The organism is Dyadobacter beijingensis DSM 21582, assembly GCF_000382205.1.
GTDB classification, from domain to species: domain Bacteria; phylum Bacteroidota; class Bacteroidia; order Cytophagales; family Spirosomataceae; genus Dyadobacter; species Dyadobacter beijingensis.
This window is the reverse complement of record NZ_KB907786.1, coordinates 1,510,993-1,534,166: the sequence shown is the minus strand read 5'-3', so window position 1 is coordinate 1,534,166 and position 23,174 is coordinate 1,510,993. Positions and strand designations below refer to the sequence as shown.

The window sequence follows — 23,174 nt, the reverse complement described above, 5'->3', positions numbered from 1 at the left end:
TTATGCAAACTGTCGATGTGCTGGTCATTGGGGCCGGTCCTGCCGGAACGGTCGCCGCTTCTTACCTGAAAAAACAAGGCTACGATGTCACGATACTTGAAAAAGAAAAATTCCCGCGTTTCCAGATCGGCGAAAGCCTGCTTCCCTGCTGCATGGAGCATTTGACGGAATCGGGGCTAAGAGAGGCCATCGAGCCGTTGAATTTTCAGAAAAAAACAGGCGCGGCATTCATGCGGGGCGAAAAACGCTGCGAGTTCTTTTTCGAAGACCAGTTTACCAAAGGCTGGACATGGACGTGGCAGGTAAAAAGGGCCGACTTCGACAGCAAACTGGCCGAAGCGACGCGCGCGAAAGGGGTCGACGTGAATTTTGAATGCGAAGTGACGGCCGTGCAATGCGGACCCGACAAGCAGATTATCGACTATAACGACCCAGCAGGTAACCCGCACCGTATTGAAGCGAAATTCATCATCGATTCGAGCGGCTACGGGCGCGTGCTGCCGCGACTTTTCGACCTCAGCAAACCGTCGGCATTCACGCCTCGCGGGGCGGTTTTCTCGCATTTGGAAGATAAAAACCGCACCGAGAAAGCCAGCAATAACATTTTTGTGCATTCATTCGACAGCAACAAGTCGTGGATCTGGGCCATTCCATTCTCCGACGGCTCCACGTCCGTAGGCATTGTAGGCGACCGCGAGAAGATCGAGGCGCTGGCCGAGAATGGCGGCGAAAAATATAAGGAGTTTGTCAAAAATTTCGAAGACCTCGGCGGCCGTTTTTCCGATTCACAGTTCAAATTCGAACCGCGGGCAATCCTGGGTTATTCCATCGGTGTGAAACAAATGTCGGGCGAAGGTTTCGTGCTTTCCGGCAATAGTACCGAGTTCCTGGACCCTATTTTCTCGTCCGGCGTCACTTTCGCGACGGCTTCGGGGCTGCTTTCGGCAAAAATGACGCACCGGCATTTGCAAGGCGAAAACGTGGATTGGAAAAAGGATTATGAACAGGTGATCCAGAAAGGTATCGACGTGTTCCGAAGCTATGTATCAGGCTGGTACTCAGGAGATTTCCAAACGATTGTTTTTGCAAAATACATCGACGAAGATATCAAGCGCCAAATCTGCTCGGTACTTGCCGGCTACGTTTGGGACCAGAGCAACCCGTTCGTGAAAAAGCACGACACCATCCTGCCTACGCTGGCGAAAGTGATCAAGATGAAGGAAAAAGCGGAAGAAGCCAATTCCTGACGCTCAGGCACTGAGCAATATGAACCCGTGCTGCGAAGCTTTGTAATGATTGTAAATCAGGACATGCTTCGGGGTGCGGGTATTTTTTTGGGCCAACACGCACGCATGAGGCACCTGCCTGCCCGCGATCACCTGCGCCCCCATCCACGTCGCGAACGCGGAAGCCGTCGGGTAATCGCCTACCATGTTCTTATAGGTGTAGCAATTGGCGCCGGCGAACAATGCCTGTTGCAGGTTGAAATACCAATGGTCGGTGCGGTTATCGCCGCTGATACCCATCATAACGGCGTCAATATCTGTCGTATCGAGGTGGTTGTGCCTTAAAAAGGCGCTTACGACGGGCGCCAGCTCCATTTCGGCCAGGTTATTGCTTTGAAATACATCGCGGATCTGCGCTATGGCATTTTCCGGGCGTTCGGCATTCACGACGAACATCGCCGCCCCTTCCCCGTTTGCAGAGCCGGGCGAATCGAGTGTTAACAAGTTTTCCGACGTAAAATGGCCTGTTTTGAATGAACCGGCGAGCAGATCGATGTTATGGTTGTAATCTGAAATCTCTTCAATACTCCCCACGAGGAACTGCTTGCCACGCTTTTCTTCGAGCAGCAGCATGGTATCGAGTAGGGCGGCTTCGAACGCGAGGCCCTTGTGGACGTGCGTGGTGTTGTAGCCCGTCGTTTTGCTCATCAATGCGAGGTTACCGGCCACGGCATTGGGCGTGCTCTGCACGAAATTCGTCGGCGTGAGCGTGCCTTCCTTATAATCGACGATCTGGTTCAGGAATTTGAGACAATCTTCGAGGCCACCGTTGGCAGTGCCGAGAATGATGCCTTCGATCGGCGCATTCTGAATAAGCGGAAGGCCGGCACCGACGCCCATACGGACGGCTTTGCCCATCCTGCGGAGCAATCCGGCGGGAATGAGCTGGCCATAGGCAGGTTCAACGGCCAGGTACCTGTCGCCCTCGTGCACTTTGATATCGCCTTCGAAAAAGGCATCGTCAAAAGTACGCTGGGGTGATATGCAGGCTGAATCGGTAATATACATTCGTGAAAATAACTCCTGGGTGGTTGCTACTATCGGGCGTCGGAGATAAACTTCCCGATTTCCTCGGCGTACGCGTCGGCATATCTCGTCTTTTCCTCGTCCGTCCAGCTCAATTCGCGTGCCATCAGATCAGCAACAACCGGCAGGGAGTTTAAGGTTTCATTCCAATCGGTTATTTCGAGGCGGATACGGCGGGCGAGGAAGTCGCGCGGGGCCACCACCATCTCATTCCGAACGGTGTACACCACCTCGGCGCGGATGTAGGGATAATGCGGACTGAGCCGTTCTTTCAATGCATTATCTTCCTGTGCGAGCAGCGCTACCTGGGGCGCACGCGAGCCGTATTTCAGCACGAGATGCCGTGAAATATCTTCCGGCAACGCATATTTGGCTTGAATGTCCTGCCAGCTTTTTGCACGGTAATTCTCACCACCGGCCAGTACGTAATCCGCTGTTCTACAATCCTTTGCATCACCAAGGACTTTATCGGCCTCATCGAGCGTGTCTTTCGCCATCAGGCGGTAGGTCGTCCATTTTCCGCCCAGCAGGCTGATCAGCCCGGATGCTTCGTCCACCTCCACTTCATGGTCCCGCACGAGGCTTTTGGTCGATTTCGACGGATCCGCCGCCAGCAATGGCCGCAGCCCGCCGAAGCCCGCCCGGATTTCTTTCGGATCAATCGGCTTGGCCAGGTAGGGGTTCAAGGTGGCCGCGAGGTATTCCCGTTCCGCGTGGTTCAGCGTCGGTTCGCGGTTGATTTCGTCGCATTCGGTATCGGTGGTGCCGATCATCGTCGCGCCTTCGAAAGGTATCGCAAACACGACGCGGCCGTCCGAGGTCTTCGGAATGAGCATGGCGTATTCGCTGTTCAACGTATGATATGGCAAAGACAGATGCACGCCTTTGCTCGGGCGCAGCCGCTCGCTCAATGCCGCATTGGCCATCAGCCGCACATGGTCCGAGAACGGGCCGGTGCAGTTGATCACCAGTTTGGTACGGATGGTGATCGCATTCCCGCTGATCGCATCTTTCGCACGCACGGCATTCACCTTGCCGTTTTCCTCTTTCTCAAAACCATTCACTTCGACGTAATTCGCCACCGCGGCGCCGTTTTCGGATGCCGATTGTGCCAGTGCGAGGCAATAGCGGGCGTCGTCGAGCTGGCCGTCGTAATACAGCACGCCGCTATGCAGCTTTTTGCGGTCGAGCGTGGGGATTTTTTCGAGCACTTCCTTTTTACTGAGCCATTTGCTTTTGGGCAAAGTGTCGTTGGTGGCGAAGGTGTCGTAAAGCGACAGCCCGATCTTGAAATACAGGCCTTCGATCCAGGAGCTCACAGGCGTCATGAGCGCGAGGGGGCGTGCGAGGTGCGGCGCATTTTTCAACACAATGTGTCGTTCCTCCAATCCGTGCCGAACCTGCTTCAACTGCGCGAAATCGAGCTTTTTGAATGCCTGTTCCAGGTAACGCACGCCGCCGTGAATGAGCTTGGTGGAACGAGAAGAAGTTTCGGAAGCGAAATCCTTTTTATCGATCAGGGCTACCTTATAACCTCTCAGAACCGCATCCAGGGCACATCCGGCCCCGCTGGCACCGGCGCCGATGATACAGATATCGAACAATTCATTTTGTAACCGGGCAAGCGATGTGGTGCGGTTCATTGATACTTAATGCAGATTCGGCATGGTTGGGACGTGCTGCAAAAGTACAAAGTTGCGCCCGTAAAAACCCATATTATCAAATCAATATCGATTGGCAATTTTGGTATAATAATTGCATCTTACCCCCAGGAAAGATAACATTACCGCTACCTTTCATTCACAAACTCAAATCTATTATTTAACCAAAACCTGAAAAACATGGGCTTAATCTCTTTTATCAAAGGCGTTGGAGAAAAAGTATTCGGCGGCAAGGATGCACCCGCGGCAGCCCCTACCCCCGAAGCGGAACCGCTGCGCGCCAGCGCATTGCTCGCGCACGTGAAGGCGCTCGGCCTTTCCTATAACAGCCTCACGGTGAAAACCTCCGGCGACACCGTCACCCTCGAAGGCGAGGTGGCCAAACAGGAAGATGCCGAAAAAATCGCATTGGCGGTAGGCAATGTGGAAGGCGTTGAAGTGGTAGACAACCGCCTGAAAGTAGCTACGCCCGAACCGGAGGCAACCTATCACACGGTAGTAAAAGGCGACACGCTCTCTAAAATCGCCAAAACCGTGTACGGCGACATGATGAAATACCCCATCATCTTCGAAGCCAACAAACCCATGCTGAAAGACCCGGATCTCATTTATCCCGGCCAGGTGCTGCGGATTCCGGCGTTGAAATGATAGTGACCGCCGACGGCTGATGGCCGACCGCCGATTGTTGAATAAGCTGACGGCTGACCGCCGACCGCAATTTGAAATCGGCGGTCGGCCGTCGGCCGTCAAAAAAAAGGACGGCCCTCTCAGGTCGTCCTTTTTTCATGCATTTCCGAAACGCTTAGTCTTCCGCTGCTACTACGTTCAGGGTAACTTTGTGTTTCACTTCTTTGTGAAGGTCGATCAACGCACCGTAAGTACCGATTGATTTCACGTCATCCACAGTGATTTTCTTACGATCGATATCGAAGCCTTTCGCTTTCAGGCTGTCGGCCACTTGTGTGTTGGTCACACGTCCGAAGATACGGCCGCTTTCACCTACCACAGTTTTGATATCGATTACCAGGTCGCCGATCGCTGCTGCGATATCTTCTGCGTCCTTTTTGAGCTTCTCAGCCTTGTGTGCCGCCTGGCGCACGTTTTCAGTAACAATCTTGCGGTTGGAGGCATTCGCCAGCAGCGCAAAACCTTGCGGGATGAGGTAGTTACGACCGTAACCTGCTTTCACAGTCACGATATCGTTCTTGTAACCAACCCCAGCAATATCCGTTAAAAGTATGATTTCCATTATGATAGCTCTTTACTGTATTATTTCAATTGGTCAGCAACAAACGGCAACAATGCCAGGTGACGTGCTCTTTTGATCGCTTGGGATACTTTGCGCTGATATTTCAGGCTGGTACCTGTAAGGCGGCGGGGAAGGATTTTACCTTGCTCGTTCACCAGCTTCAAAAGGAAGTCAGGGTTCTTGTAGTCGATGTATTTGATGCCTGCTTTTTTGAAACGGCAGTATTTTTTGCGGTTAATGTTTTTTTCAACCGGCTCGTTTACGAGTGACATAGCTTATGCGTTTTCGGTTTTTGACTCAGTTGCTTCTTCTTTCTTCTTGCCTACCAGACCCTTGCGTTTTTTCTCGTTGTAAGCAATTGAATGCTTATCCAGGGCGATAGTCATAAAACGCAAAACGCGCTCGTCACGACGGAATTCGGTTTCCAAAACATCCACCACGTTTCCTTCTTGCGCAGTATATTCTACTACGTGATAGAAACCGGAGTTTTTCTTTTGGATGGGGTAGGCCAGCTTACGCAATCCCCAGTTTTCTTCATGTACAATCTGTGCACCGTTTGAGGTAATGATTGTCGTGAATTTTTCAACGGCGTCCTTTGCCTGGGCCTCAGACAAAATGGGAGTTAGAATGAACACCGTTTCATATTGCTTAGACATACGGTAATTGGTTAATTATGATAAGTTTAAAACCCTCACCTTGACAGAATCGTCAAAATGAGGGTGCAAAAATAGGGCTTGAAATTCAAAATTCCAAGCCCTTGTATGACTTAACCGAAACTTCCGGCAGGTTATTTCACCGTAAAATCGCCCTGGCCGATCTTGAAGCCTTCGCTGTACAGCTCGATCGAATATTTGCCGTCTTTCATCGGAATGCCGCCGCGGCCGTAGAAGATGTCGACGGACTGACCTGTATTCGTGAAGCTAACCGTTTGTTTTGAGCTGTAAATCAACTCCTTACCATTATGAATGAAAGATCCGGAGCCGGTTGCCATGTCGGACAATACCGCGCCATCCGGGTCGAGCACACGCAGGTATATGTCTTTTTCATTCTGCCTTGCTACGGCATTTTCGCCGAGTTTGAAGTTCACTCTCAGCTTATCAATGCGTTTCGCTCGGTATTTGCCGCCTTCGCGTTCTTTACCTTTGGACGACACCGCATTCACGGTTACGCTTTCCGCACGCAGCGCCGATGCCAGCGTTACTTTTTCAGAAAGCTCCTTGTTCTGTGCCGAATAGGTCGACACCGAATCCGCCAGCAGTTGCTTCTCCGATTCGAGGCCGGTCACTTTCTGGTTCAATTCCTCGTTTTTCGTAGTGGCAATACCCAGCTCCTGTTTCAGGCGGGCAATTTCCCCGTCTTTTTCAGACAGCACCGATTCGTAATTCTTGATCTTCTTGTTGTAATTCGCCGCCGAATAGGTATTCGCATTTTTCAGTTCCCGCTTATCCTTTTCAAGCTGTGCTTTCAAGGCCACGAGCGAGTCCACACTACCGCCCAGTTTCTGAATTTCGGCGATCTTAATATCCAGTTCTGTCGAAATGGAATCCAGTTTGGTCTTAATGGAAAGGACTTCCTCCGTTTTGGCGGTGATGATTTCGTCCTTCGCCAGATTTTCCTGCTTTTCGTGATATATAAAGTAAACAAGCACCAAATTAAGCAACAGCAAAACGGCCAGAGCGGCCCATAGGAGTGTCTTTCTGTCTTGCTTTTGTTCCTGGTTGTAGTCCATACAGAAGGTTAAATTTTGAATTTAGTTGGTAAAAGAAGTATGTTTTTTTCAATTTTGAAATAAGCAACCAGCGATTTATAGCGTCCGGTCAATAAATTCTTTGATTAACCGCCTAATTATCAATTTTTTAGTCTCTCCACATGCCTTCCATTGCCGCCAACCTGGCCCAGATCGAACAAGGATTACGAAAAGAAACACGTCTCGTGGCAGTTACAAAAACCAAGCCAACCACCCTGCTGATGGAAGCGTACGAAGCCGGGGCGCGTGTTTTCGGCGAGAATAAGGTCCAGGAAATGGTCTCGAAACACGAGGAACTTCCGAAGGACATCGAGTGGCATATGATCGGGCATTTGCAGACCAACAAGGTCAAATATATGGCGCCATTTGTGGGGCTCGTGCATTCGGTCGACAGTTTCAGGCTTCTCAAAGAGATCGATAAGGAAGCGAAAAAGAACGACCGCGTGATCGACTGCCTTCTGCAAATTTATATCGCCCGCGAGGAGACCAAATTCGGCCTTTCGGAAGATGAGGCGCTCGAAATTATTTCTTCGCCCGACCTTGCTGCATTAGGTCATGTAAGGATCGTGGGTCTGATGGGTATGGCTTCCAACACCGACGACCAGTCCATCGTCCGCAATGAATTCCGCGGATTGAAAGCCACATTCGAATCATTCAAAGCACATGAAAACCAACAGGTTATCATGAGGGAACTATCCATGGGCATGAGCGGCGACTACCTCATCGCCCAGGAAGAAGGCGGCACGCTCGTACGCGTAGGCAGCGCGATCTTCGGTTCACGATAGCACTTTCGGCGCATTATCGGCGCTCTTTTCCAGTACCGCCTTCACCTGGTCGCGCACAAATTCAAAAGATAGCTGCGAGCAGGGCAAACCCGCCTGCCTTACCAGTAATGCATTCTCCTGCCGGCCATATTTACCCGAGTAGGGATTGTAATTCAGAAAGTTGTTGAGTGCGCCCATCAGGATAATGCCGAATGTGCCCGTGGCATTGCCCAAATGCGACGGCCCGCTGTCCAGCCCGATGAAAAACGACGCACGACGGATCACCTCTGCCGTTTCCAGGATGCTCAGCTGGCCGCACAGGTTACGGTAAGCCGGTGTCTGGATAGTCAGATTGCTTTCCAGACCGATCTCAACCAGTTGATAATCATATTCTTCCGACAGCCAGTGCACCAGGCGGTTCCAGCGATCGGCCGGCCAGTCTTTCGGCTCGTAGTTGGAGCGGCAATGCAGCACAATGTATTTTTCCGGCAAATTCAATCGATCGACCTTCTCTTTGTGAGCAGGTTGCAGGTACAGGCGCGGCTGATCGTCGGCCGGGAATGCGGATTTCGGCGGAATGAGGTCGCCTGTTTGCGCGAAAACTTCCAGCAGGTTGCCGTAATCGAAATAATTATGAACGGTAATGTCGCGCTTCAATGCCACCGGATTTTCCGTAAACACCTGGCATTTAGGACAATGGTTATTATTCCTGAATTGCAATTCAATCACTTTATCGAACACGTTTCCTTCCAGCAGGACGCGTCGCTCGGTCACGCAAAACTCCCGGAAAACCTCGTCGACATTCGGATTATGGGCCACCAGCTCGGCAAATGCCGGTTTGGCAAACCACACGATATGCGCATTCGGGTGCTGTTCGCGTACGTAACGCGAAATCGGCTCGGCGGCCACGATATCGCCGAAATGCTCGGTGCGGATGATGGCGATCAGCTCCTGCCCTTTTTTCAGGCTTCGTTTTACGCTGCTGAAATGCGTCCTGGCCTGCCGGCCTTTGATATGCGCCTTGAAAATGTGCGTGTATTTATGATAGCGGTGTGTCCACAGCTGAATGAAGCGTTCTATGGTCATTGGTCGAGTCTTTTCCACGATGAGCGGCATTCCGGAATGCCTTTCCGAAGCGCGCAAGTTAATAAAATTGCCCAAAAGAGTTGGTCGCGCCTGCGCCCGCACCTAACTTTACCCCGATGATTGGGCCGGATTCTATTGAACGGCCGGTCGTCTTCCGTTCCAAATAATCCATACAAATACCGGTTTACGATATGAAATTCATGATACAGGCAGGCGGCATCCTGGGCGCGCTGGCCGTTTCGCTCGGCGCATTCGGCGCACACGCATTAAAAGGCATGCTGGAAGCTGCCGGCAGAACGGAAACGTTTGAAACGGCTGTGAAATACCAGTTCTATCACGCCCTCGCGATGGTGCTCGTGGGCATACTGATGCAGCGTGCAGGCGAAGATGCCGTCAGAATGCTCGGCTGGGCCGGTAACGCCTTCGCGATCGGCGTCATCATCTTTTCCGGCTCCCTTTACGCCATTTGTTTCACCGGCATCACCAAGTTCGGCGCCACGGCACCGATAGGCGGGGTCGCGCTGATCATCGGGTGGGTGTTGCTGATTTTGGCGGCGGGGAAGTTGTAGGTGTGTTTGAGCGAAATAGTCAGGGGTGGTCAGGTATTGCCAGGAATAGTTTCACTGGGCATGGGGTAGATATTGGGGCTTTTAAAATTGCTTACGAAAGCAAAACAAAATCTGACTACTCCTGACTATCTCCGGCAATACCGGACAGCACGCAACAATACCGGACACCCCCCCCCCCCGCATTACGCCCTCGACAGCGTAAACGGCCGCTGCGCGTCGATTTTCAGGAAAATAAAAAGGAGTACGGAAAATGACCAGAGGGATGAGCCGCCGTAGCTGAAAAATGGCAGCGGGATTCCGATTACGGGCATCAGGCCGATGGTCATTCCGACATTCACCAGGAAGTGAAAGAATATAATGCCCGCCACACAGTAGCCATACACCCTCGCGAAGCGGCTGCGCTGTCGCTCGGCCAACACTACCAACCTGGAAATCAATGCAATAAACAGGAATACCACAATAGCGGTGCCTAAAAAGCCATGCTCCTCTCCTACGGTGCAGAAAATGAAGTCGGTGCTTTGTTCGGGTACGAAGTCGAATTTGGTTTGGGTACCCTGCAAAAAGCCTTTGCCGGTAAGACCGCCGGAGCCGATGGCGATTTTGGACTGGATCACGTTCCAGCCGATGCCGCGCGGGTCGGAATCCGGGTCGAGCAGTACCATAATGCGGCCGCGCTGGTGCTTTTGGAGCACATTATTCATAAAGAAATCCACCCCGAACACGATGCCGATCATCCCGATCGCGATGATGATCGTGGCCCATAACCCGCCCCGCCGCCGCGTCATAACGGGCATCAGCCAGATCACCAGCCCGGCGATGACGATAATGGCACCGGCAATATACCATTTGACAAACAACAAGGTGATGATCAGCAATGCCGCGCCGATAATCCCGATTGCCGGGATGAAACCCGGCATTCCCTCGCGGTAGAGCACGATCGCAAACGAGGCGAAAACGAGCATGGAACCCGTTTCGTTCGACAAAAGAATGAGGAATGCGGGCAATGCGATAATCCCCATGATCGGGTAATAATCTTTCAGTTTCCGCGTAAGGCTGATCGCCGGATCGCTCAGGTATTTGGAGATCGCCAGACTGATCGCCAGCTTCGAAAACTCGGCCGGTTGGAGTGAAAAACTGCCCAATTTGATCCACGACCGCGATCCGTTGATGTTCGAACCCGCAAAAAGCACGACGACCAGCAGGAATATCACCACCGCGTAAATGACGAAGGAAAACGTTTCGTAAAATTTATAGTCGATGACAAGTATACAAACAATGAGCAACGCGGCAGTCCCGATCCACATGAGCTGCTTACCGGCGTTGTTCGAAAGGTCGAACATGCTTGTGTGCGCCTCGGGGTTGTACACGGCGGCATAAATATTCAACCATCCGATGGCAAGGCAAGCGATGTAAATCAACACCACCATCCAGTCCACATTCTTGGTAATCGGCTTGCTTTCAGCCATTTCAATATCTGTTTGTAAGTTCTTAAAGCGCTTTCTGCTGATTTCCCTTCGGCAAGGTGGCTACCACCGGCTTTCTCATGGCGGCAGGGTTATTCGGGTGCGGCGTACCGGGCCGGCGGTTTTCGGGACTGTTGGGATCGCCATTTACCGGTTTGGTTTCTTCCGTTTTCTTCTTGGTCGAATCCGCCGAAGCCGGTTTTTTCTGGGTCGGCAAAATTACCTTGCTCATCAGGTCGAGCTTCATCATCCGCTCTTCCAGCGCCTTGTTGGTCACTTTGCGCGAGAGGTATTTTTCAATGATAAGGTTGGCAATGGGTGCCGCTGCCGAACCACCCGCCCCTGCGTTTTCCACGAACACGGCAATGGCGATCTTCGGATCTTCCACGGGCGCGAAGGCGATAAAAATGGAGTGGTCGTCCCCGCGTTTGTTTTGTGAAGTACCGGTTTTACCCGCGATTGAAATGCCTTCCACGCGCGAGCGACGGGCCGTACCGGCCTCCACCGCTCCAATCATCCCCTCGATCACCGGCTCGAAATTGTGCGGTTCCACGCCCGTTTCGTGGCGTTCGAGGAATTCAGGCTTCACGGTCCGCTTGTCGCCGATGCCGTGGATCACGTGCGGCGTGTAGAAATACCCGCGATTGGCGATAATGGCCGCCACATTTGCCATTTTCAACGGCGTGATCAGCAGCTCGCCCTCGCCGATACTCAGCGAGTAGATATTCGAGAATTTCCAGCGGTACTCGCCGTAGAAGCGGTCGTAGTATTTTTTATTGGGCAAATTACCCTTGTATTCGCTCGGCAAATCGATCCCCAGCCGCTGGCCGATGCCGAATTTGGCAATATCGTCGTGCCAGGCATCGAGCCCCACGGCCGACGCGCGGAATGTGTTTTTGATATTGTTTTTATAAATCAATCTCCTGAAAACATTGTAAAAATAAGGGTTGCACGAATGCGCCACGCCCAGGGCCACGGTACTGGTGGCCGGGTGGTTGTGGCAGCCTACCGGGCAGTTGGCATGGGTAAAACCGCTGCCCGGCGTGATCACGCCCTCCTGCAAACCGATCAATGCCTGGATCAACTTAAATGTCGATCCGGGCCGGTAGCTAGCCATAACCGGCCTGTTGAACAAAGGTTTGTAAGGGTTACGGGCCAATGCGGCGAAGTTTTTGGAGAAATAGCGGCTAGCGAGGATGTTCGGGTCGTAAGTCGGCGCCGAAACCATCGAAATGATCTGACCCGTCTTCGGTTCTATCGCCACCACGCTTCCCACCTTGTTCACCATCAGGCTGTCGGCATATTGCTGCACTTCCAGGTCGAGGCCGGTATGCAGGTTTTCGCCCGCTACGGCCATCGTATCGAGCTCTCCGTTCTTCCAGGGACCTTTGTACACGCCATTCACATTCTGCATGACAAACTTGGTACCCCGCTTGCCGCGCAGCTCGTTTTCATAAATCTTCTCTACCCCGCTCTGACCGATGTAGTCACCCTGGCGGTAATAAGGCTCTTCCTGCCTTTCGAGCTGGCCCTTCGTCACCTCGCTCACATACCCGAGCGTATTCGCGAGCGTCGGCGCCGTGTACGTGCGCAGGGAGCTTTTGGCAAATTCAAATCCCGAATAATCAACCATAATATCCTGGATCGAGGCAAAATCTTCTTTCGAAAGCTGCCGCAGGAATAAAGAAGGTTTCACGCGGCTGTAATTGCCCGCAGCGGTCATTAAGCTGTCGAAATCGCGTTTTTCAATACCCAAAACCTTGCAAAAACGCAGCGTATCGTCCATCCGTACCTTGGAAGGCGTCACGAGAAGGTCGTAAACGGGGGTGTTATATACGATGAGCTTTCCGTAGCGGTCATAAATCTGGCCGCGGAAAGGGATTTCGGTTACACGTTTGATGGAGTTGCTGGATGATTCGATGGAATAGCTCTCATCCAGCACCTGGAGGTAGAAAAGTCGTAATAAGTATATAACACCTACTAATGCAAAAAAACCAATAATAACAAATCGACGACTTTCGAGCATTCTGCACTAAAAATTCCGGTTCTCAAATTTCCACGAAGTTCGCAATAGCAAAAGATTATTCAAAGGGTGGCTCGTGTTAATCAATAATAAAAACTTCATTTTTAGGACATTTAACGTAACTCACTCGCCCTTAGCGACGACCATCACGATATCCTCCTTGTCGATCAGCACGAGGCCGTCGGGAAGTCCCTTCGGCTTCCGGACGAATTTCTTCGGCGTCACGATCACCGGGCACAGCGAATCATTCTTTCGTTTGGAGTAAAACGCCGCCAGTTCAGCCGCCCGCTCGATCACCGGCGACGGGAATTTGCGGCCCGGCTGGTTTTTCACCACCACATGCGAACCTGTCACATCCTTGGCGTGCAGCCAAAGGTCTTCCTTATGCGCCTGCTTCGTGAGCAAGTCGCTGTTCTTTGCATTCCGGCCGATCAGTATCGTGTAGCCCATGAAATCCAGGCGCTTGAAAAGTTCGTCTGCCGCCGGCCCCGCATTACCCTGTTCCAGCTTGTTGGCTTTGATGTAAGCCCGCATATCCCGCAGCGATTCCATGCCTTCAATGTGTTCCAGATGCGCCTGCAATTGCTTCCGGTCGGCTTCCCGCGCAGAGAGGCTGTCATTCAGCCGGTCGATCTCGATCTTCTCGTTTTTGGCTTTCCGGTAATACCCTTCCGCATTCTTCTGGGCAGAGAGGTCTTTTTTCAGTTTGATGGTGATGGGCTGATCCCTGTAAAAATCGTAGAGTTCCGCTTTCTCTGCCCGTTCGGGGATAATGTGCAGATTGGCCATGATAATGTTGGCCAATTCGTCATTTTTGGTCGCATTTTCCAGGTCTACCAGCTTTTGAAAGGTATTTTCCAGGTAGTTATCCGTTTGCTGAATGCGTTTTTTCAACAGCCGGACGATATCCGCCTTCTCCTTGTCCAGCCCGCTCAAACGAATGTAAGCGAGGTAGAAGGCATTTAATGCCTCGACCGGATCGTGCAGCAACTGCACCACCTCGCCCGTTTCGAACAGGGTAAGTGCGGGAATGTTTTCTATTTTGGTAATGTAAAAATCCGACGCGTCAAGCTCCGCCAAAACCTCCTGAACGATCGCCCAGCGTTCCGCCAACGCTGCCGTACCTGCGAGTTTTGCCGACAAATATTGATTCACCACCTTCCCGAAAGTAGGGAATAGCGGCTCGAATCGGCCATTATTCGCCACAAACGCTTCCCACGACTGGTCAATGTACCGGTTCAGCGAAGCCACTGTCAGGCTGCGGTCGGTGGCAAGTTTGTTATTAAAAAGCTGCGTCGCCGCCCCTTCCGCATTCAATGCGATGAAGTTGGAACGGTTCCCGAAGAGCTTGAATATCAAATCCCTGCCGCTTTCGAAATGCAGCTGGATCGCCCGTTCATTTTCGCAAACCTTCACAAAATCAACCCGGTCCCCTTCAAAGTCATTGAAGAGGTTCACGCTGTTCCGCCGCGCCCGGTCGAAGCGTTCGGGGAAGCTCAGGCAGGAGAAACTGTTGGTTAATGTGGCTTTGATGAAGAAGGGTTCTATCAACTCCTCGTCGTTATCCTCTTCTGCGAAAACGATGATGAGCTCGTCCTTCTGCTGGCTGAAAGCCTCTACGAAGCGCTTTCCGGCCAGCTCGTCATGCAGCCGCGGGGCAAGTTGTTTGAGGAAATGGTAATTCTGATGCACTTTTTAATCGGGATTGTATGATGGCAAATGTAGGGAGGAATGCAGGAAGGAGGAAAGGGAGGTGCGAATATTCGCTAAGCCAGGGAGCCGAAATTCCGCGAATACAAACTGCCTCCTTATTAGTATCCCTAAACATTCCGCCACACGTGGGTTGTTTGATGCGATACGAACCGGAAAGTTTCAGTTTGCGGTTACCACAGAAATACTGGAAGAATACGAAGAAGTGATCGGCGACTTTTATGCTCCGTCCGTTGCAGCAAATGTCGTGGAGCTATTATGCAAGTGCCGCGGCGCGGCTACCTGGAAACAGGATGGCCCTCCGGGCCAGGTTCCCCTTTCCCATAAAACAAGAGAAGCCCTCCGACACCGGAGGGCTTCTTCTGCAATACTACTACACTTAAAAACACTAGTGCACGGACGATGCGTCGACTTTCGTTTTGCCGCTGCGCGTCCATAACACAAAGGGAACACAAATCAAAAACATCACGCCCAGGTACAGGAACACGTCCATATACGACATTACCTGCGCCTGCTTGGAGACCGTGTAGTCCAGCATTTTGTAGCCGCTGTTCAGGGCCACGTCCGGACTCATGCCTTTCGCCAGGAAACTCCGCTGCAAACCCTCCACGCGCTGCTGCACGACGGGGTTGTTGATGTCCAGCTTACTGACCAGGTCGTTGCGGTGGGCCATGTTCTGGCGTGCGATGAAGGTCGTGATTACCGCCACCCCGAACGAGCCGCCCAATTGCCGCATCATACCGGTGAAAGCGGCGCCTTCCCCGATCTCGCGGCCTTTCAGGGTCGACAATGCGAGGGTGGTAATAGGCACGAACAACAGCCCCAGGCCGATCCCCCGGACGATGAGCATATTGAAAAACGCATCCTTGCCGGTATCCGGCGTCAGGATCAGGTATCCCCAGTAGCTATAAATAAAGAAGAATATCATCCCGATCGCTACCAGGTATTGTTGTTTCACCCCCCGTTGGAGCAGCTGGCCCACTACGGGCATCATCATTGCCGTCACAATCGCGGCGGGCACCATGAGCATACCCGACTGCGTGGCCGTCCAGCCTAATGTGGCCTGGGTGTACAGCGGGATAATGAATGTCGAGCCGTACAAGCCGAAGCCCAGGATGAACGACAGGATCGTCCCGACGCGCAGGTTACCGTTGGATAACACGCGCAGGTTCACGATCGGGTTTTTGTAAGTCCATTCTCTCCAAATAAAGAAGAAGAAGGCAAAAACAGAGGTTACGGAAAGAATAACGATGATTTCGTCGTTGAACCAGTCTTCTTCCTGGCCCTTTTCGAGCACGTACTGCAATGAACCTACGGCCACGGCGAGGAAGATAATGCCCCACCAGTCGATCTCGTTGGCTGCCTTTTTATTGGCGAATTTCGGGCTTCTAACAAATTCCATCGTCAGCATGGCCGCGATGATACCCAGCGGGATGTTGATGTAAAAAATGTAAGGCCAGCTGTAATTATCGACAATATAACCGCCCAGCGGCGGGCCCAGCGTAGGGCCTACGATCACACCCAGACCGTAAATGGCCTGTGCGATACCGCGTTTTTCCGGCGGGTAACTCTCGGTGATCAGCGTTTGCGCCGTTACGAGCAATGCGCCGCCGCCGAAGCCCTGGATCAGTCTGAAAAATACCAGCTCCCAGATATTATCCGCATTACCGCAAAGGAATGAGGCCACGGTAAATATGATGATGGAAGCGGCAAAGTAATTCCGGCGGCCAAACTGCTGCGAGAGCCAGCTGGTCATGGGCACGATGATCACGTTACCGATCGCGTAGGCGGTGATCACCCAGCTCACTTCCGACAACGTGCCGCCCAGGTTTCCGCGCATGTCGTTGAGCGCTACGTTCACGATCGTGGTATCCACGATTTCGAGCAGCGCGCACAATACAGCCGTGATGGTAATAATTACCCTGCGGTAGCCGTATTCGACAAGTGATTCCTGCATTTCCATTGATTATTGATTTTTAGAATCAAAAAATTCCGTTGATGAACCTTAGTTCAGCTCCACATCCACGAACACGTTCATGCCCGGACGCAGCTGCGCGATTTTCTCGTCGTCCGCTTTCGTGAATTCAATGCGGACCGGGAGGCGTTGCACCACTTTCACGAAGTTACCGCTCGCATTATCAGGAGGAAGCAGGGCAAAACGGGCGCCTGTTGCCGGCGAGAACGACGCTACCTGTGCTTCAAATTCGTGCTCGGGATAAGCGTCCACGTGGATCTTCACGTGCTGACCAATTTTCATTCTCGTCAATTGCGTTTCCTTGAAATTCGCCGTCACCCAGGGTTTGTGGGTAGAAATAATGCTGAACAGCGATTGTCCCGCCTGCAGGTACTGGCCCAGCTGCGCATTCACTTTGGACACGCGGCCGTCGGTAGGCGCGGTGATCACGGTGTACGACAGGTTCAACTCCGCATTTGCGATTTCAGCCTGGCGTGCCTTGATATTCGCATTCGCTACGGCCGATTGTACCGAAGTGGCGCGGGTCTGGCGGCCGGCTGCTTTCGCCTGGCGTTCGGCTGCACCTTTTTGTGCTTCCAATACCGCCAGTGCGCGTTCGGCTTTTTGTTTCGTCGCCTGCGCCTGTTCGAATTCCTGCTGGGTGATCGAATGGTCCTTGATCAGGTTTTCGTATCGTGCGAAATCCTGGTTGGCGCGCCATACATTCACTTTCGCCTCTTCGATCTGCGCTGCTACCACCGCAATATTTGCCTCATAGGTAATGCCGCTCGCTGCCGAGGCATTGGTGGTTTCGTGTGCCACGGTAAGGCTGCCTTCCGAACCCAGAAGACCGGCTTTGGCTTGTTCGAGTTTAATGGTCTGGTCGCGGTTGTCGAGCACGATCAGCGTGTCGCCTTTTTTCACGGTCTGGTTGTCTTTCACGCGGATTTCGGTCACATAGCCTGAAATGCGGGGGATTACCGGGCTGATATCCGAATCGATCTGCGCGTCGTCGGTTTCTTCGTGGTGCTGGCCGTGGTTATATTTGGTAAAACCCCAGGTGCCGCCGCCAATGATCAGCACGGCAAGGATGATGAGGAAGCGGGAGTTTTTCTTTTTCGGTGCTTCTTCGGTGGTGTTTTGTTTGGTTTCCATATTAATGACTGAATGAATGACTTGATGACTGAATATCGGGGAGGAAGGAGGATGGAGGAAGCGTCTTCCCCCCTTCGTCCATCTTCCCTTTTTTCCTTAATTAATAATGCCTGCGGTTTGCTCCAATCTCTTGTAAGCGACCACCGCATCTGCTTTCGCCGCTTCATAATCGATGCGGGATTGCACCTGTGCCACGTCAGCGTCGAGCAATTCGGTGGTGGTTACGAGGCTGTTATCATATTTGTTTTTAGTAATGCGATAGTTTTCGTTGGCTTGCTCAACCGCCTTCGCGTACACATCGATCTTTCTTTTGCTCAATACATAATTGTAATAAGCGGTATTGACTTCGAGGTGAATGCGGTCGAGGATGATTTGCTCGTTGGTCTTCATCTGGTAAGCCTTCGTCCGGGCCTGCGCGATCTTCGCACCTGATTTCCAGAGCGATGCCACGTCATATTTGAAGCCGATACCCGCATTCACCGCGTTAGGGACCGTTACCACGCCCGGGATGTTCAGCGCCACATACCCTGCCGACAATGCCACGCTCGGGTACAGGTCCGCTTTGGCTACCTTGATATCCGTATCGGCGGCTTTCTGGCGGATGCCGTTTGCGGCGATATCTTTGCGGTGTGTCAGCGCCGTTTGCTCCCATTCCGCCGCATTGCCTTCCTGTTTCAGGGATACGAAGCTGTTGGAATCGGCGTCGAGGACGGTTTCTTCCGGCAAGCCCAGCAGCAGGTTCATATTAATGGTTGTGATTTTCAAATCATTCTGCGCATTCAGCAGTGCCAGCTCCACGTTCGATTCCTGCAATTTGGCCTTCATGAGATCGTTGCGGGCGAGCATACCGTTCTTTTCCCGGTTGGTAAACTCCTGCACGCGCTCCCGCTCGCTGGCCAGGTTTTCGGTCACGAGGTCAACGGCCTTGCTGGCTTTGTACAAATTGCCATATGCGGCAACGGTATTCTGGATCACGGCGTCACGGTCGTTGTCGGCGTCGAGGCGGGCCGCCTGTTCCAGGTACTTCGCCGATTCGAGGCCGTATTTGAACCGGAAACCGGAAAACAACGGGAGCGATGCGCTCGCCATGCCATACATGGCCTGATGTACATTCGGCATGCTGCCCGAGTTACCGGTGCTGTCGTTGCCTTCCTGCTTGATTTTCAGGTTCACATTCGGTGAATTTACCCGAAGGTATGAACCCGAAACACTCAGGCTCGGGAGCTGGTTTTCCTTCACCTGACGAATGCCCAGCCCGGCCAGGTCTACATTGCTCTGGCTCAATTTCAATTGCTTGCTGTTTTGCAGGCTCATCGCAATGGCCTCTTCCAGCTTGATCGTGCGTGCGCTTTGGGCGTACGAATGGCCGGTCAAAGCAATCCAGACGATCCCGGTTGCCAGACAAACCATTCTGTTAATTCTGGATGTGGTGTTCATTGGTTATTGTTGATTTGAATAAGTTCTTAAGATGCTGGCTGAGCTCCTGCCGGAGGTGCGCCTGAAACTCCTGGTCGGACATGTGGTCCAGGCCATTGATCATTTTGTAAAAATCCTGGGTAGCGATGGCGTAGTTCACCGTGCCGTAAAGCGTCGTCGTGACCAGGCTCACATTAATGTCCTTTTTGAAATCACCCGCTTCCTGTCCTTCGCGCAACATGCGCTGGATCAGCTCCACGTTCCGGAATTTGAGGCTACGGATAAATTCGGAGATCACGGGCGTCCGCTCCGACGACAGTTGCTCGCGCAGCATAATATTGTGAAAGCACTGGTTGCCCATCAGCCGATCGATCACGCTGTCGATGAACATATTGAATTTTTGCAAGGCGGAAAGCTCGCTGGTCATCACGAGCGTTTCGAGCCGGGACCGCGACTCCGTCATACGTAGCTGGAAAAGCGCCTCGATCAGCTTTTCCTTCGAACCGAAATAGTAGGATATCATCGAGACGTTCACATCCGCTTCCTGCGCAATATCCCTCACCGAAGTGCCGGCAAAACCTTTCTGTGAAAACAGCCGCTCCGCCACTTCTATTATCTGCAATTGTTTCGCGTTGTATTCCATTTAAGTACCTCATTAGCAGGGATTATCTTCTTCTTTATTGCTAATGTTGGCACAAAGGTAAAACGCGCTTCAACAAAAATCAAACGATCGTTTGATTTTACTAAACAAACGTTTGATTAATAAAAGCAAATGTTGGATTAGTACCATTAAAGTTTTTTAATGCTGAGATTAAAATCGGTGCAACAGTAGGACGGCGTTTTATGGTCTTAGGATTTACAACTTTCGGTTACATAATCCACAACCCTCGATGAAAGCATCCTTCTTTACTTGTTTTCTATTTTTCATTACCTTACTAAACCTGCCAAAAACGGCATTTCCCCAATCTCCGCCGACTTGCGGCACCAGCGATTCGCTCACCGCCGCTTACCTTGAAAAAATCTCGAAACGCGTCGACCTGACTGCCGCGCGGACACATGCGGGCGAAATGCTGGAATACCGTTTAGCGGTGGATATCAACTATCAAACGGCCAAGATGTATGGCCATGACCAGGAGAAGATCCGGCAGACCGTGTATGACGTATTTGCCGAAACATCCGCCATTTTCGAGCGGGAAATGAATATCAAACTCACCATTACCTATATCCACATCTGGCAGCAGCCCGAGCCGTATGCATTGGTGGACGACTTCGATTATTTCAGTAAAATTCTCGACTACTGGGAACGCAACCGGCGCGAAGAGCGTGATGCCGTCGTGTCATTGTCGGCCAGGAGCGGTACATTCTGGGGCGGTTTCCGCATGTGTACTTCCAATTTTCCAGGCCCCGGCGACCGTTTTACCGTCGACATTCTCGCGCATGAGCTCGGACATACGCTCGGCTCCCCGCATACGCACAGCTGCGCGTGGCCGGGCGGGCCTATCGACCGCTGCGCGCCCATCGAGTACACGTCGGAAACATGCCCGGCGGGCCGTCAGGAATTCGTGAACGGCTCGATCATGTCCTATTGCCGTTCCAAACTCACTTTCCATCCCCTGTGCCGCAACCTGATCAGGGAATTTTCGGAGGGGCGGATCGTCGAGACTTTTTCACTCAAACCCTACGCCGAAAAGCCCACTTCGCCAGGAAGTATCACGGTTTATTCCCCATCCGCCAATGTCACGGGCATAACCCCGTCCTTTGAATGGCAGGCTGCCTGGCGTGCCAAACGGTACCGTTTCCAGATCGCGACGGACGAGGCATTTACCCGCATTGTGGAGGATACGGTTACCAGCCAGTCGTTCTACCGGTCGCCGGGAATGAACGAGGGGAGCTATTTTGCCCGCTATCTGCCGGAAAATGATTTGGGTGGAAGCAACTGGTCGACGCCCGCAGCATTCCGGGTAAATGCCTTTTCCGAAGCAGTAGTACCTTCCCAGCCCTGGGGAATGCGGCGCGACAATTCGGGCATCGTTTACGGCTCGTTCAGGGCATTGGAAGGCGTTTCGGCCTACCAGGTCCAGTTTTACAATACCTTTGACAACGAGTTCCACGAGCGGAGCGGGCAGATTACCCAAGCCGGTACGCACCATTTTGCCGAGCCCTCCGGTTTCTCCAACGACCGTGTTTTTTACCTCCGCTACCGGGTCAGCAGGCAAGGCATTTGGAGCCAGTGGTCGGCTCCGACGTGGTTCGAAACACCGGTATCGACGAGCCAGATTTCATTGAACAGTGATGACGCGCAAGCTACGGCACCCATCCTGGCCATCCGGCAATGGGTACCGTATACCGGCACCCAGCCATTTACCGGCCTGGCGCAAATCGCCACGGATTCACTGTTCCGCAGCATCGTTTTTGAGCAGTCCTTTACCAATAATTCCTTCGGCGATTGGGCTACCGATAAGGAATTACTGCTTCCTTCGCTCAGCGGTAACACCACATACTTTATGCGTTCGCGCATGCTGCAACCAGCCGCGATACAATCTGAATGGGCGGTTTCACGGTTTCGGACGGGTGTCCGCGACAACCGGTTCCGGTTCCTGGGAACGCCGTCCAAAGTGCTGCATACGAGCTCCTACCGTCTGATGTTCTCGCTTTACAACCGGTTTGTAAAATCGGGCGACAAGCTTTATGTATTCAATTTCCAGGGCGGCTACCACCTTACCACCGACCTGCAATCCTGGCAGAGCTTCCTCCCCTCGACGACCAACGGCAGAAGCTCGCAGGTCGTGACCGCATTCGGCGCCTCGCCGGATGGCAATATATTGCTGGCCGACCCTTACCAGGGCTTTCTGTATAAAACGGGAGACCTGTATCAGAGCGTCCCCACGCCGGACGTCATTTATTTTGACGACACCCAGGAAATGATCCATTCGGAGCAGTATGGCTATTTTCTCAAAAATTCGCAAAAACTGATCATTCAGTTCTACAACGGCGGATTTTACTTTCATCGCAACCGGCTGCCGCTGGGCATGGTGCATTGCATGGCCAAAGACAGCAAAGGACGCATATGGGTGATGGGCGATGCCGGTGCCGTATGGCGATTCGAAAACAACGAATGGGCCTACCTGCTCGCGTTCCCCTACCCCGCTAACCTCACCCGAATGGCATTCGACGACAGCGATAACTGCTTCATCTACGGCGATTTTGGCGTGAGCAGGCTTGCAGCGGGGTCAGGGCAATGGGAATTGATTGCGGATTTGCAAAAATTCAACGTCAAAAAGCTGATCTTCGACGACAAGGGAACGATGTGGCTCGCATCCTACCGGCTCAACAGCCAGTTTACAGGTGTAGAAAACGTGGCATTGATCAAATATGCCTACGGCAAGACGACCGCTTACACCGACGGCCTCAATTTCCTGCATGAGCCTTTCGACCTGGAATTTTTCAAGGATCAGCTGCTGATCATGACAACCGGCGGCGAAATACATGCATTCGACGAGCGACAGATATTGTCATTTGTCCCGAAGCAGAAATACTGCCCCGGCGAACCCCTCGACCTGTCCCTGGCGACCAATTCCAGCTTTGGCGCCGGCAACAAAATCAGCGCAGCATTGCGGAAGGCAGGAACGAACCAGACAATTACCTGGCAAATCAGCGGCGACGACAAGCGCAGGTTAAGCGTTTCCCTGCCCGACAGCCTGCCGCAGGGAAATTACTCCTTAGCTATTCAAACGACCAGTCCTGAAATTACCAGTCACCCGAGCGCGGAATTTACCATTCTTCCATCTTCGGCATGCGGCCAGGCGCAGGAGCTGTTACTGCTGCAAAACAAGCCGAACCCGATCGGCACCGGGGGTAGTATTTCCTTTTACCTGCCCAGGCCGGAAACGGTCAACCTGGAACTGTTCAATTTGTCGGGACAGAAGATCAGCGACCTGAAAAGCGGGGAACTGGCGCAGGGCTGGCATAGTGTGGACGTGAATAGCAACTGGCTGGCGCCGGGCCTTTATGTATACCGTTTGAAGGCTGGCAAACAAACCAAATCGCTCAGAATGATGCGCTAGG

General features: G+C 52.4%; 19 protein-coding genes. 5 read left to right on the top strand and 14 right to left on the bottom strand.

Annotated features, from left to right (window positions below):
• The first annotated feature begins 2 nt into the window (after window positions 1–2).
• On the top strand, window positions 3–1,247 hold the full coding sequence (locus tag H144_RS0106340) for an NAD(P)/FAD-dependent oxidoreductase (protein WP_019941212.1): 1,245 nt from the start codon (window positions 3–5) through the stop codon (window positions 1,245–1,247).
• Between the two features lie 3 nt (window positions 1,248–1,250).
• Here H144_RS0106340 and H144_RS0106335 read toward each other — a convergent pair whose 3' ends face one another.
• Both H144_RS0106335 and H144_RS0106330 read right to left on the bottom strand, forming a co-directional pair.
• Window positions 1,251–2,294, bottom strand: a complete 1,044-nt coding sequence (locus tag H144_RS0106335) for a beta-ketoacyl synthase chain length factor (protein ID WP_019941211.1) — start codon at window positions 2,292–2,294, stop codon at window positions 1,251–1,253.
• Between the two features lie 29 nt (window positions 2,295–2,323).
• A complete protein-coding gene (locus tag H144_RS0106330; protein ID WP_019941210.1) occupies window positions 2,324–3,955 on the bottom strand; it encodes a glycerol-3-phosphate dehydrogenase/oxidase in 1,632 nt (543 codons plus the stop codon).
• Between the two features lie 198 nt (window positions 3,956–4,153).
• Here H144_RS0106330 and lysM point away from each other — a divergent pair, with 198 nt between their 5' ends.
• Window positions 4,154–4,621, top strand: coding sequence for a peptidoglycan-binding protein LysM (gene lysM, locus H144_RS0106325; protein WP_019941209.1), 468 nt, complete (start codon window positions 4,154–4,156; stop codon window positions 4,619–4,621).
• A gap of 154 nt (window positions 4,622–4,775) precedes the next feature.
• Here lysM and rplI read toward each other — a convergent pair whose 3' ends face one another.
• The 4 genes from rplI to H144_RS0106305 all read right to left on the bottom strand — a co-directional run bounded on the left by rplI (window position 4,776) and on the right by H144_RS0106305 (window position 6,951).
• Entirely contained in the window at window positions 4,776–5,222 is a 447-nt protein-coding gene (gene rplI / locus H144_RS0106320) for a 50S ribosomal protein L9 (protein ID WP_019941208.1), read from the bottom strand.
• 20 nt (window positions 5,223–5,242) lie between these two features.
• Window positions 5,243–5,494, bottom strand: a complete 252-nt coding sequence (rpsR, locus tag H144_RS0106315) for a 30S ribosomal protein S18 (protein WP_015811483.1) — start codon at window positions 5,492–5,494, stop codon at window positions 5,243–5,245.
• A 3-nt stretch (window positions 5,495–5,497) separates the two neighbouring features.
• Entirely contained in the window at window positions 5,498–5,878 is a 381-nt protein-coding gene (gene rpsF, locus H144_RS0106310; protein ID WP_019941207.1) for a 30S ribosomal protein S6, read from the bottom strand.
• A 131-nt stretch (window positions 5,879–6,009) separates the two neighbouring features.
• A complete protein-coding gene (locus H144_RS0106305) occupies window positions 6,010–6,951 on the bottom strand; it encodes a DUF8428 domain-containing protein (protein WP_019941206.1) in 942 nt (313 codons plus the stop codon).
• A 140-nt stretch (window positions 6,952–7,091) separates the two neighbouring features.
• On the opposite strand from H144_RS0106305, the gene H144_RS0106300 reads away from it, so the two are divergent.
• A complete protein-coding gene (locus H144_RS0106300; protein ID WP_019941205.1) occupies window positions 7,092–7,754 on the top strand; it encodes a YggS family pyridoxal phosphate-dependent enzyme in 663 nt (220 codons plus the stop codon).
• Here the strand turns inward: H144_RS0106300 and H144_RS0106295 are convergent.
• Window positions 7,746–8,819 (bottom strand): glycosyltransferase family 9 protein, encoded by a 1,074-nt coding sequence (locus H144_RS0106295; RefSeq protein WP_019941204.1) that lies wholly within the window; start codon window positions 8,817–8,819, stop codon window positions 7,746–7,748. The genes H144_RS0106300 and H144_RS0106295 overlap by 9 nt on opposite strands.
• A gap of 191 nt (window positions 8,820–9,010) precedes the next feature.
• Between H144_RS0106295 and H144_RS0106290 the strand changes: the two genes are divergently transcribed.
• Entirely contained in the window at window positions 9,011–9,388 is a 378-nt protein-coding gene (locus tag H144_RS0106290; RefSeq protein ID WP_019941203.1) for a DUF423 domain-containing protein, read from the top strand.
• 182 nt (window positions 9,389–9,570) lie between these two features.
• On the opposite strand, the gene rodA is transcribed toward H144_RS0106290, so the two are convergent.
• From rodA to H144_RS0106255, 7 genes are all read right to left on the bottom strand, one after another.
• The gene (rodA, locus tag H144_RS0106285) at window positions 9,571–10,854 is read right to left on the bottom strand and encodes a rod shape-determining protein RodA (RefSeq protein ID WP_019941202.1); all 1,284 of its coding nucleotides are present in this window, start codon (window positions 10,852–10,854) and stop codon (window positions 9,571–9,573) included.
• A gap of 22 nt (window positions 10,855–10,876) precedes the next feature.
• Entirely contained in the window at window positions 10,877–12,877 is a 2,001-nt protein-coding gene (locus tag H144_RS0106280) for a penicillin-binding transpeptidase domain-containing protein (RefSeq protein WP_026350458.1), read from the bottom strand.
• A 120-nt stretch (window positions 12,878–12,997) separates the two neighbouring features.
• The gene (locus H144_RS0106275) at window positions 12,998–14,566 is read right to left on the bottom strand and encodes an NFACT RNA binding domain-containing protein (RefSeq protein ID WP_019941200.1); all 1,569 of its coding nucleotides are present in this window, start codon (window positions 14,564–14,566) and stop codon (window positions 12,998–13,000) included.
• A gap of 406 nt (window positions 14,567–14,972) precedes the next feature.
• Window positions 14,973–16,541, bottom strand: coding sequence for a DHA2 family efflux MFS transporter permease subunit (locus H144_RS0106270; RefSeq protein ID WP_229207848.1), 1,569 nt, complete (start codon window positions 16,539–16,541; stop codon window positions 14,973–14,975).
• Window positions 16,542–16,589: 48 nt separating this feature from the next.
• A complete protein-coding gene (locus H144_RS0106265) occupies window positions 16,590–17,693 on the bottom strand; it encodes an HlyD family secretion protein (RefSeq protein WP_019941198.1) in 1,104 nt (367 codons plus the stop codon).
• 96 nt (window positions 17,694–17,789) lie between these two features.
• Window positions 17,790–19,130 (bottom strand): TolC family protein, encoded by a 1,341-nt coding sequence (locus H144_RS0106260; RefSeq protein ID WP_229207847.1) that lies wholly within the window; start codon window positions 19,128–19,130, stop codon window positions 17,790–17,792.
• Window positions 19,108–19,752, bottom strand: a complete 645-nt coding sequence (locus tag H144_RS0106255; RefSeq protein WP_019941196.1) for a TetR/AcrR family transcriptional regulator — start codon at window positions 19,750–19,752, stop codon at window positions 19,108–19,110. The genes H144_RS0106260 and H144_RS0106255 overlap by 23 nt, the downstream gene beginning before the upstream one ends.
• Before the next feature lie 247 nt (window positions 19,753–19,999).
• Between H144_RS0106255 and H144_RS0106250 the strand changes: the two genes are divergently transcribed.
• Window positions 20,000–23,173, top strand: a complete 3,174-nt coding sequence (locus tag H144_RS0106250) for a zinc-dependent metalloprotease (RefSeq protein WP_019941195.1) — start codon at window positions 20,000–20,002, stop codon at window positions 23,171–23,173.
• Window position 23,174 lies beyond the last annotated feature (1 nt).

Excerpts from the sequence above, each read along its gene's own strand:
- H144_RS0106340 (WP_019941212.1), top strand. The coding sequence starts at position 3 with ATGCAAACTGTCGATGTGCTGGTCATTGGGGCCGGTCCTGCCGGAACG.
- H144_RS0106335 (WP_019941211.1), bottom strand. The coding sequence starts at position 2,294 with ATGTATATTACCGATTCAGCCTGCATATCACCCCAGCGTACTTTTGAC.
- H144_RS0106330 (WP_019941210.1), bottom strand. The coding sequence starts at position 3,955 with ATGAACCGCACCACATCGCTTGCCCGGTTACAAAATGAATTGTTCGAT.
- lysM (WP_019941209.1), top strand. The coding sequence starts at position 4,154 with ATGGGCTTAATCTCTTTTATCAAAGGCGTTGGAGAAAAAGTATTCGGC.
- rplI (WP_019941208.1), bottom strand. The coding sequence starts at position 5,222 with ATGGAAATCATACTTTTAACGGATATTGCTGGGGTTGGTTACAAGAAC.
- rpsR (WP_015811483.1), bottom strand. The coding sequence starts at position 5,494 with ATGTCACTCGTAAACGAGCCGGTTGAAAAAAACATTAACCGCAAAAAA.
- rpsF (WP_019941207.1), bottom strand. The coding sequence starts at position 5,878 with ATGTCTAAGCAATATGAAACGGTGTTCATTCTAACTCCCATTTTGTCT.
- H144_RS0106305 (WP_019941206.1), bottom strand. The coding sequence starts at position 6,951 with ATGGACTACAACCAGGAACAAAAGCAAGACAGAAAGACACTCCTATGG.
- H144_RS0106300 (WP_019941205.1), top strand. The coding sequence starts at position 7,092 with ATGCCTTCCATTGCCGCCAACCTGGCCCAGATCGAACAAGGATTACGA.
- H144_RS0106295 (WP_019941204.1), bottom strand. The coding sequence starts at position 8,819 with ATGACCATAGAACGCTTCATTCAGCTGTGGACACACCGCTATCATAAA.
- H144_RS0106290 (WP_019941203.1), top strand. The coding sequence starts at position 9,011 with ATGAAATTCATGATACAGGCAGGCGGCATCCTGGGCGCGCTGGCCGTT.
- rodA (WP_019941202.1), bottom strand. The coding sequence starts at position 10,854 with ATGGCTGAAAGCAAGCCGATTACCAAGAATGTGGACTGGATGGTGGTG.
- H144_RS0106280 (WP_026350458.1), bottom strand. The coding sequence starts at position 12,877 with ATGCTCGAAAGTCGTCGATTTGTTATTATTGGTTTTTTTGCATTAGTA.
- H144_RS0106270 (WP_229207848.1), bottom strand. The coding sequence starts at position 16,541 with ATGCAGGAATCACTTGTCGAATACGGCTACCGCAGGGTAATTATTACC.
- H144_RS0106265 (WP_019941198.1), bottom strand. The coding sequence starts at position 17,693 with ATGGAAACCAAACAAAACACCACCGAAGAAGCACCGAAAAAGAAAAAC.
- H144_RS0106260 (WP_229207847.1), bottom strand. The coding sequence starts at position 19,130 with ATGAACACCACATCCAGAATTAACAGAATGGTTTGTCTGGCAACCGGG.
- H144_RS0106255 (WP_019941196.1), bottom strand. The coding sequence starts at position 19,752 with ATGGAATACAACGCGAAACAATTGCAGATAATAGAAGTGGCGGAGCGG.
- H144_RS0106250 (WP_019941195.1), top strand. The coding sequence starts at position 20,000 with ATGAAAGCATCCTTCTTTACTTGTTTTCTATTTTTCATTACCTTACTA.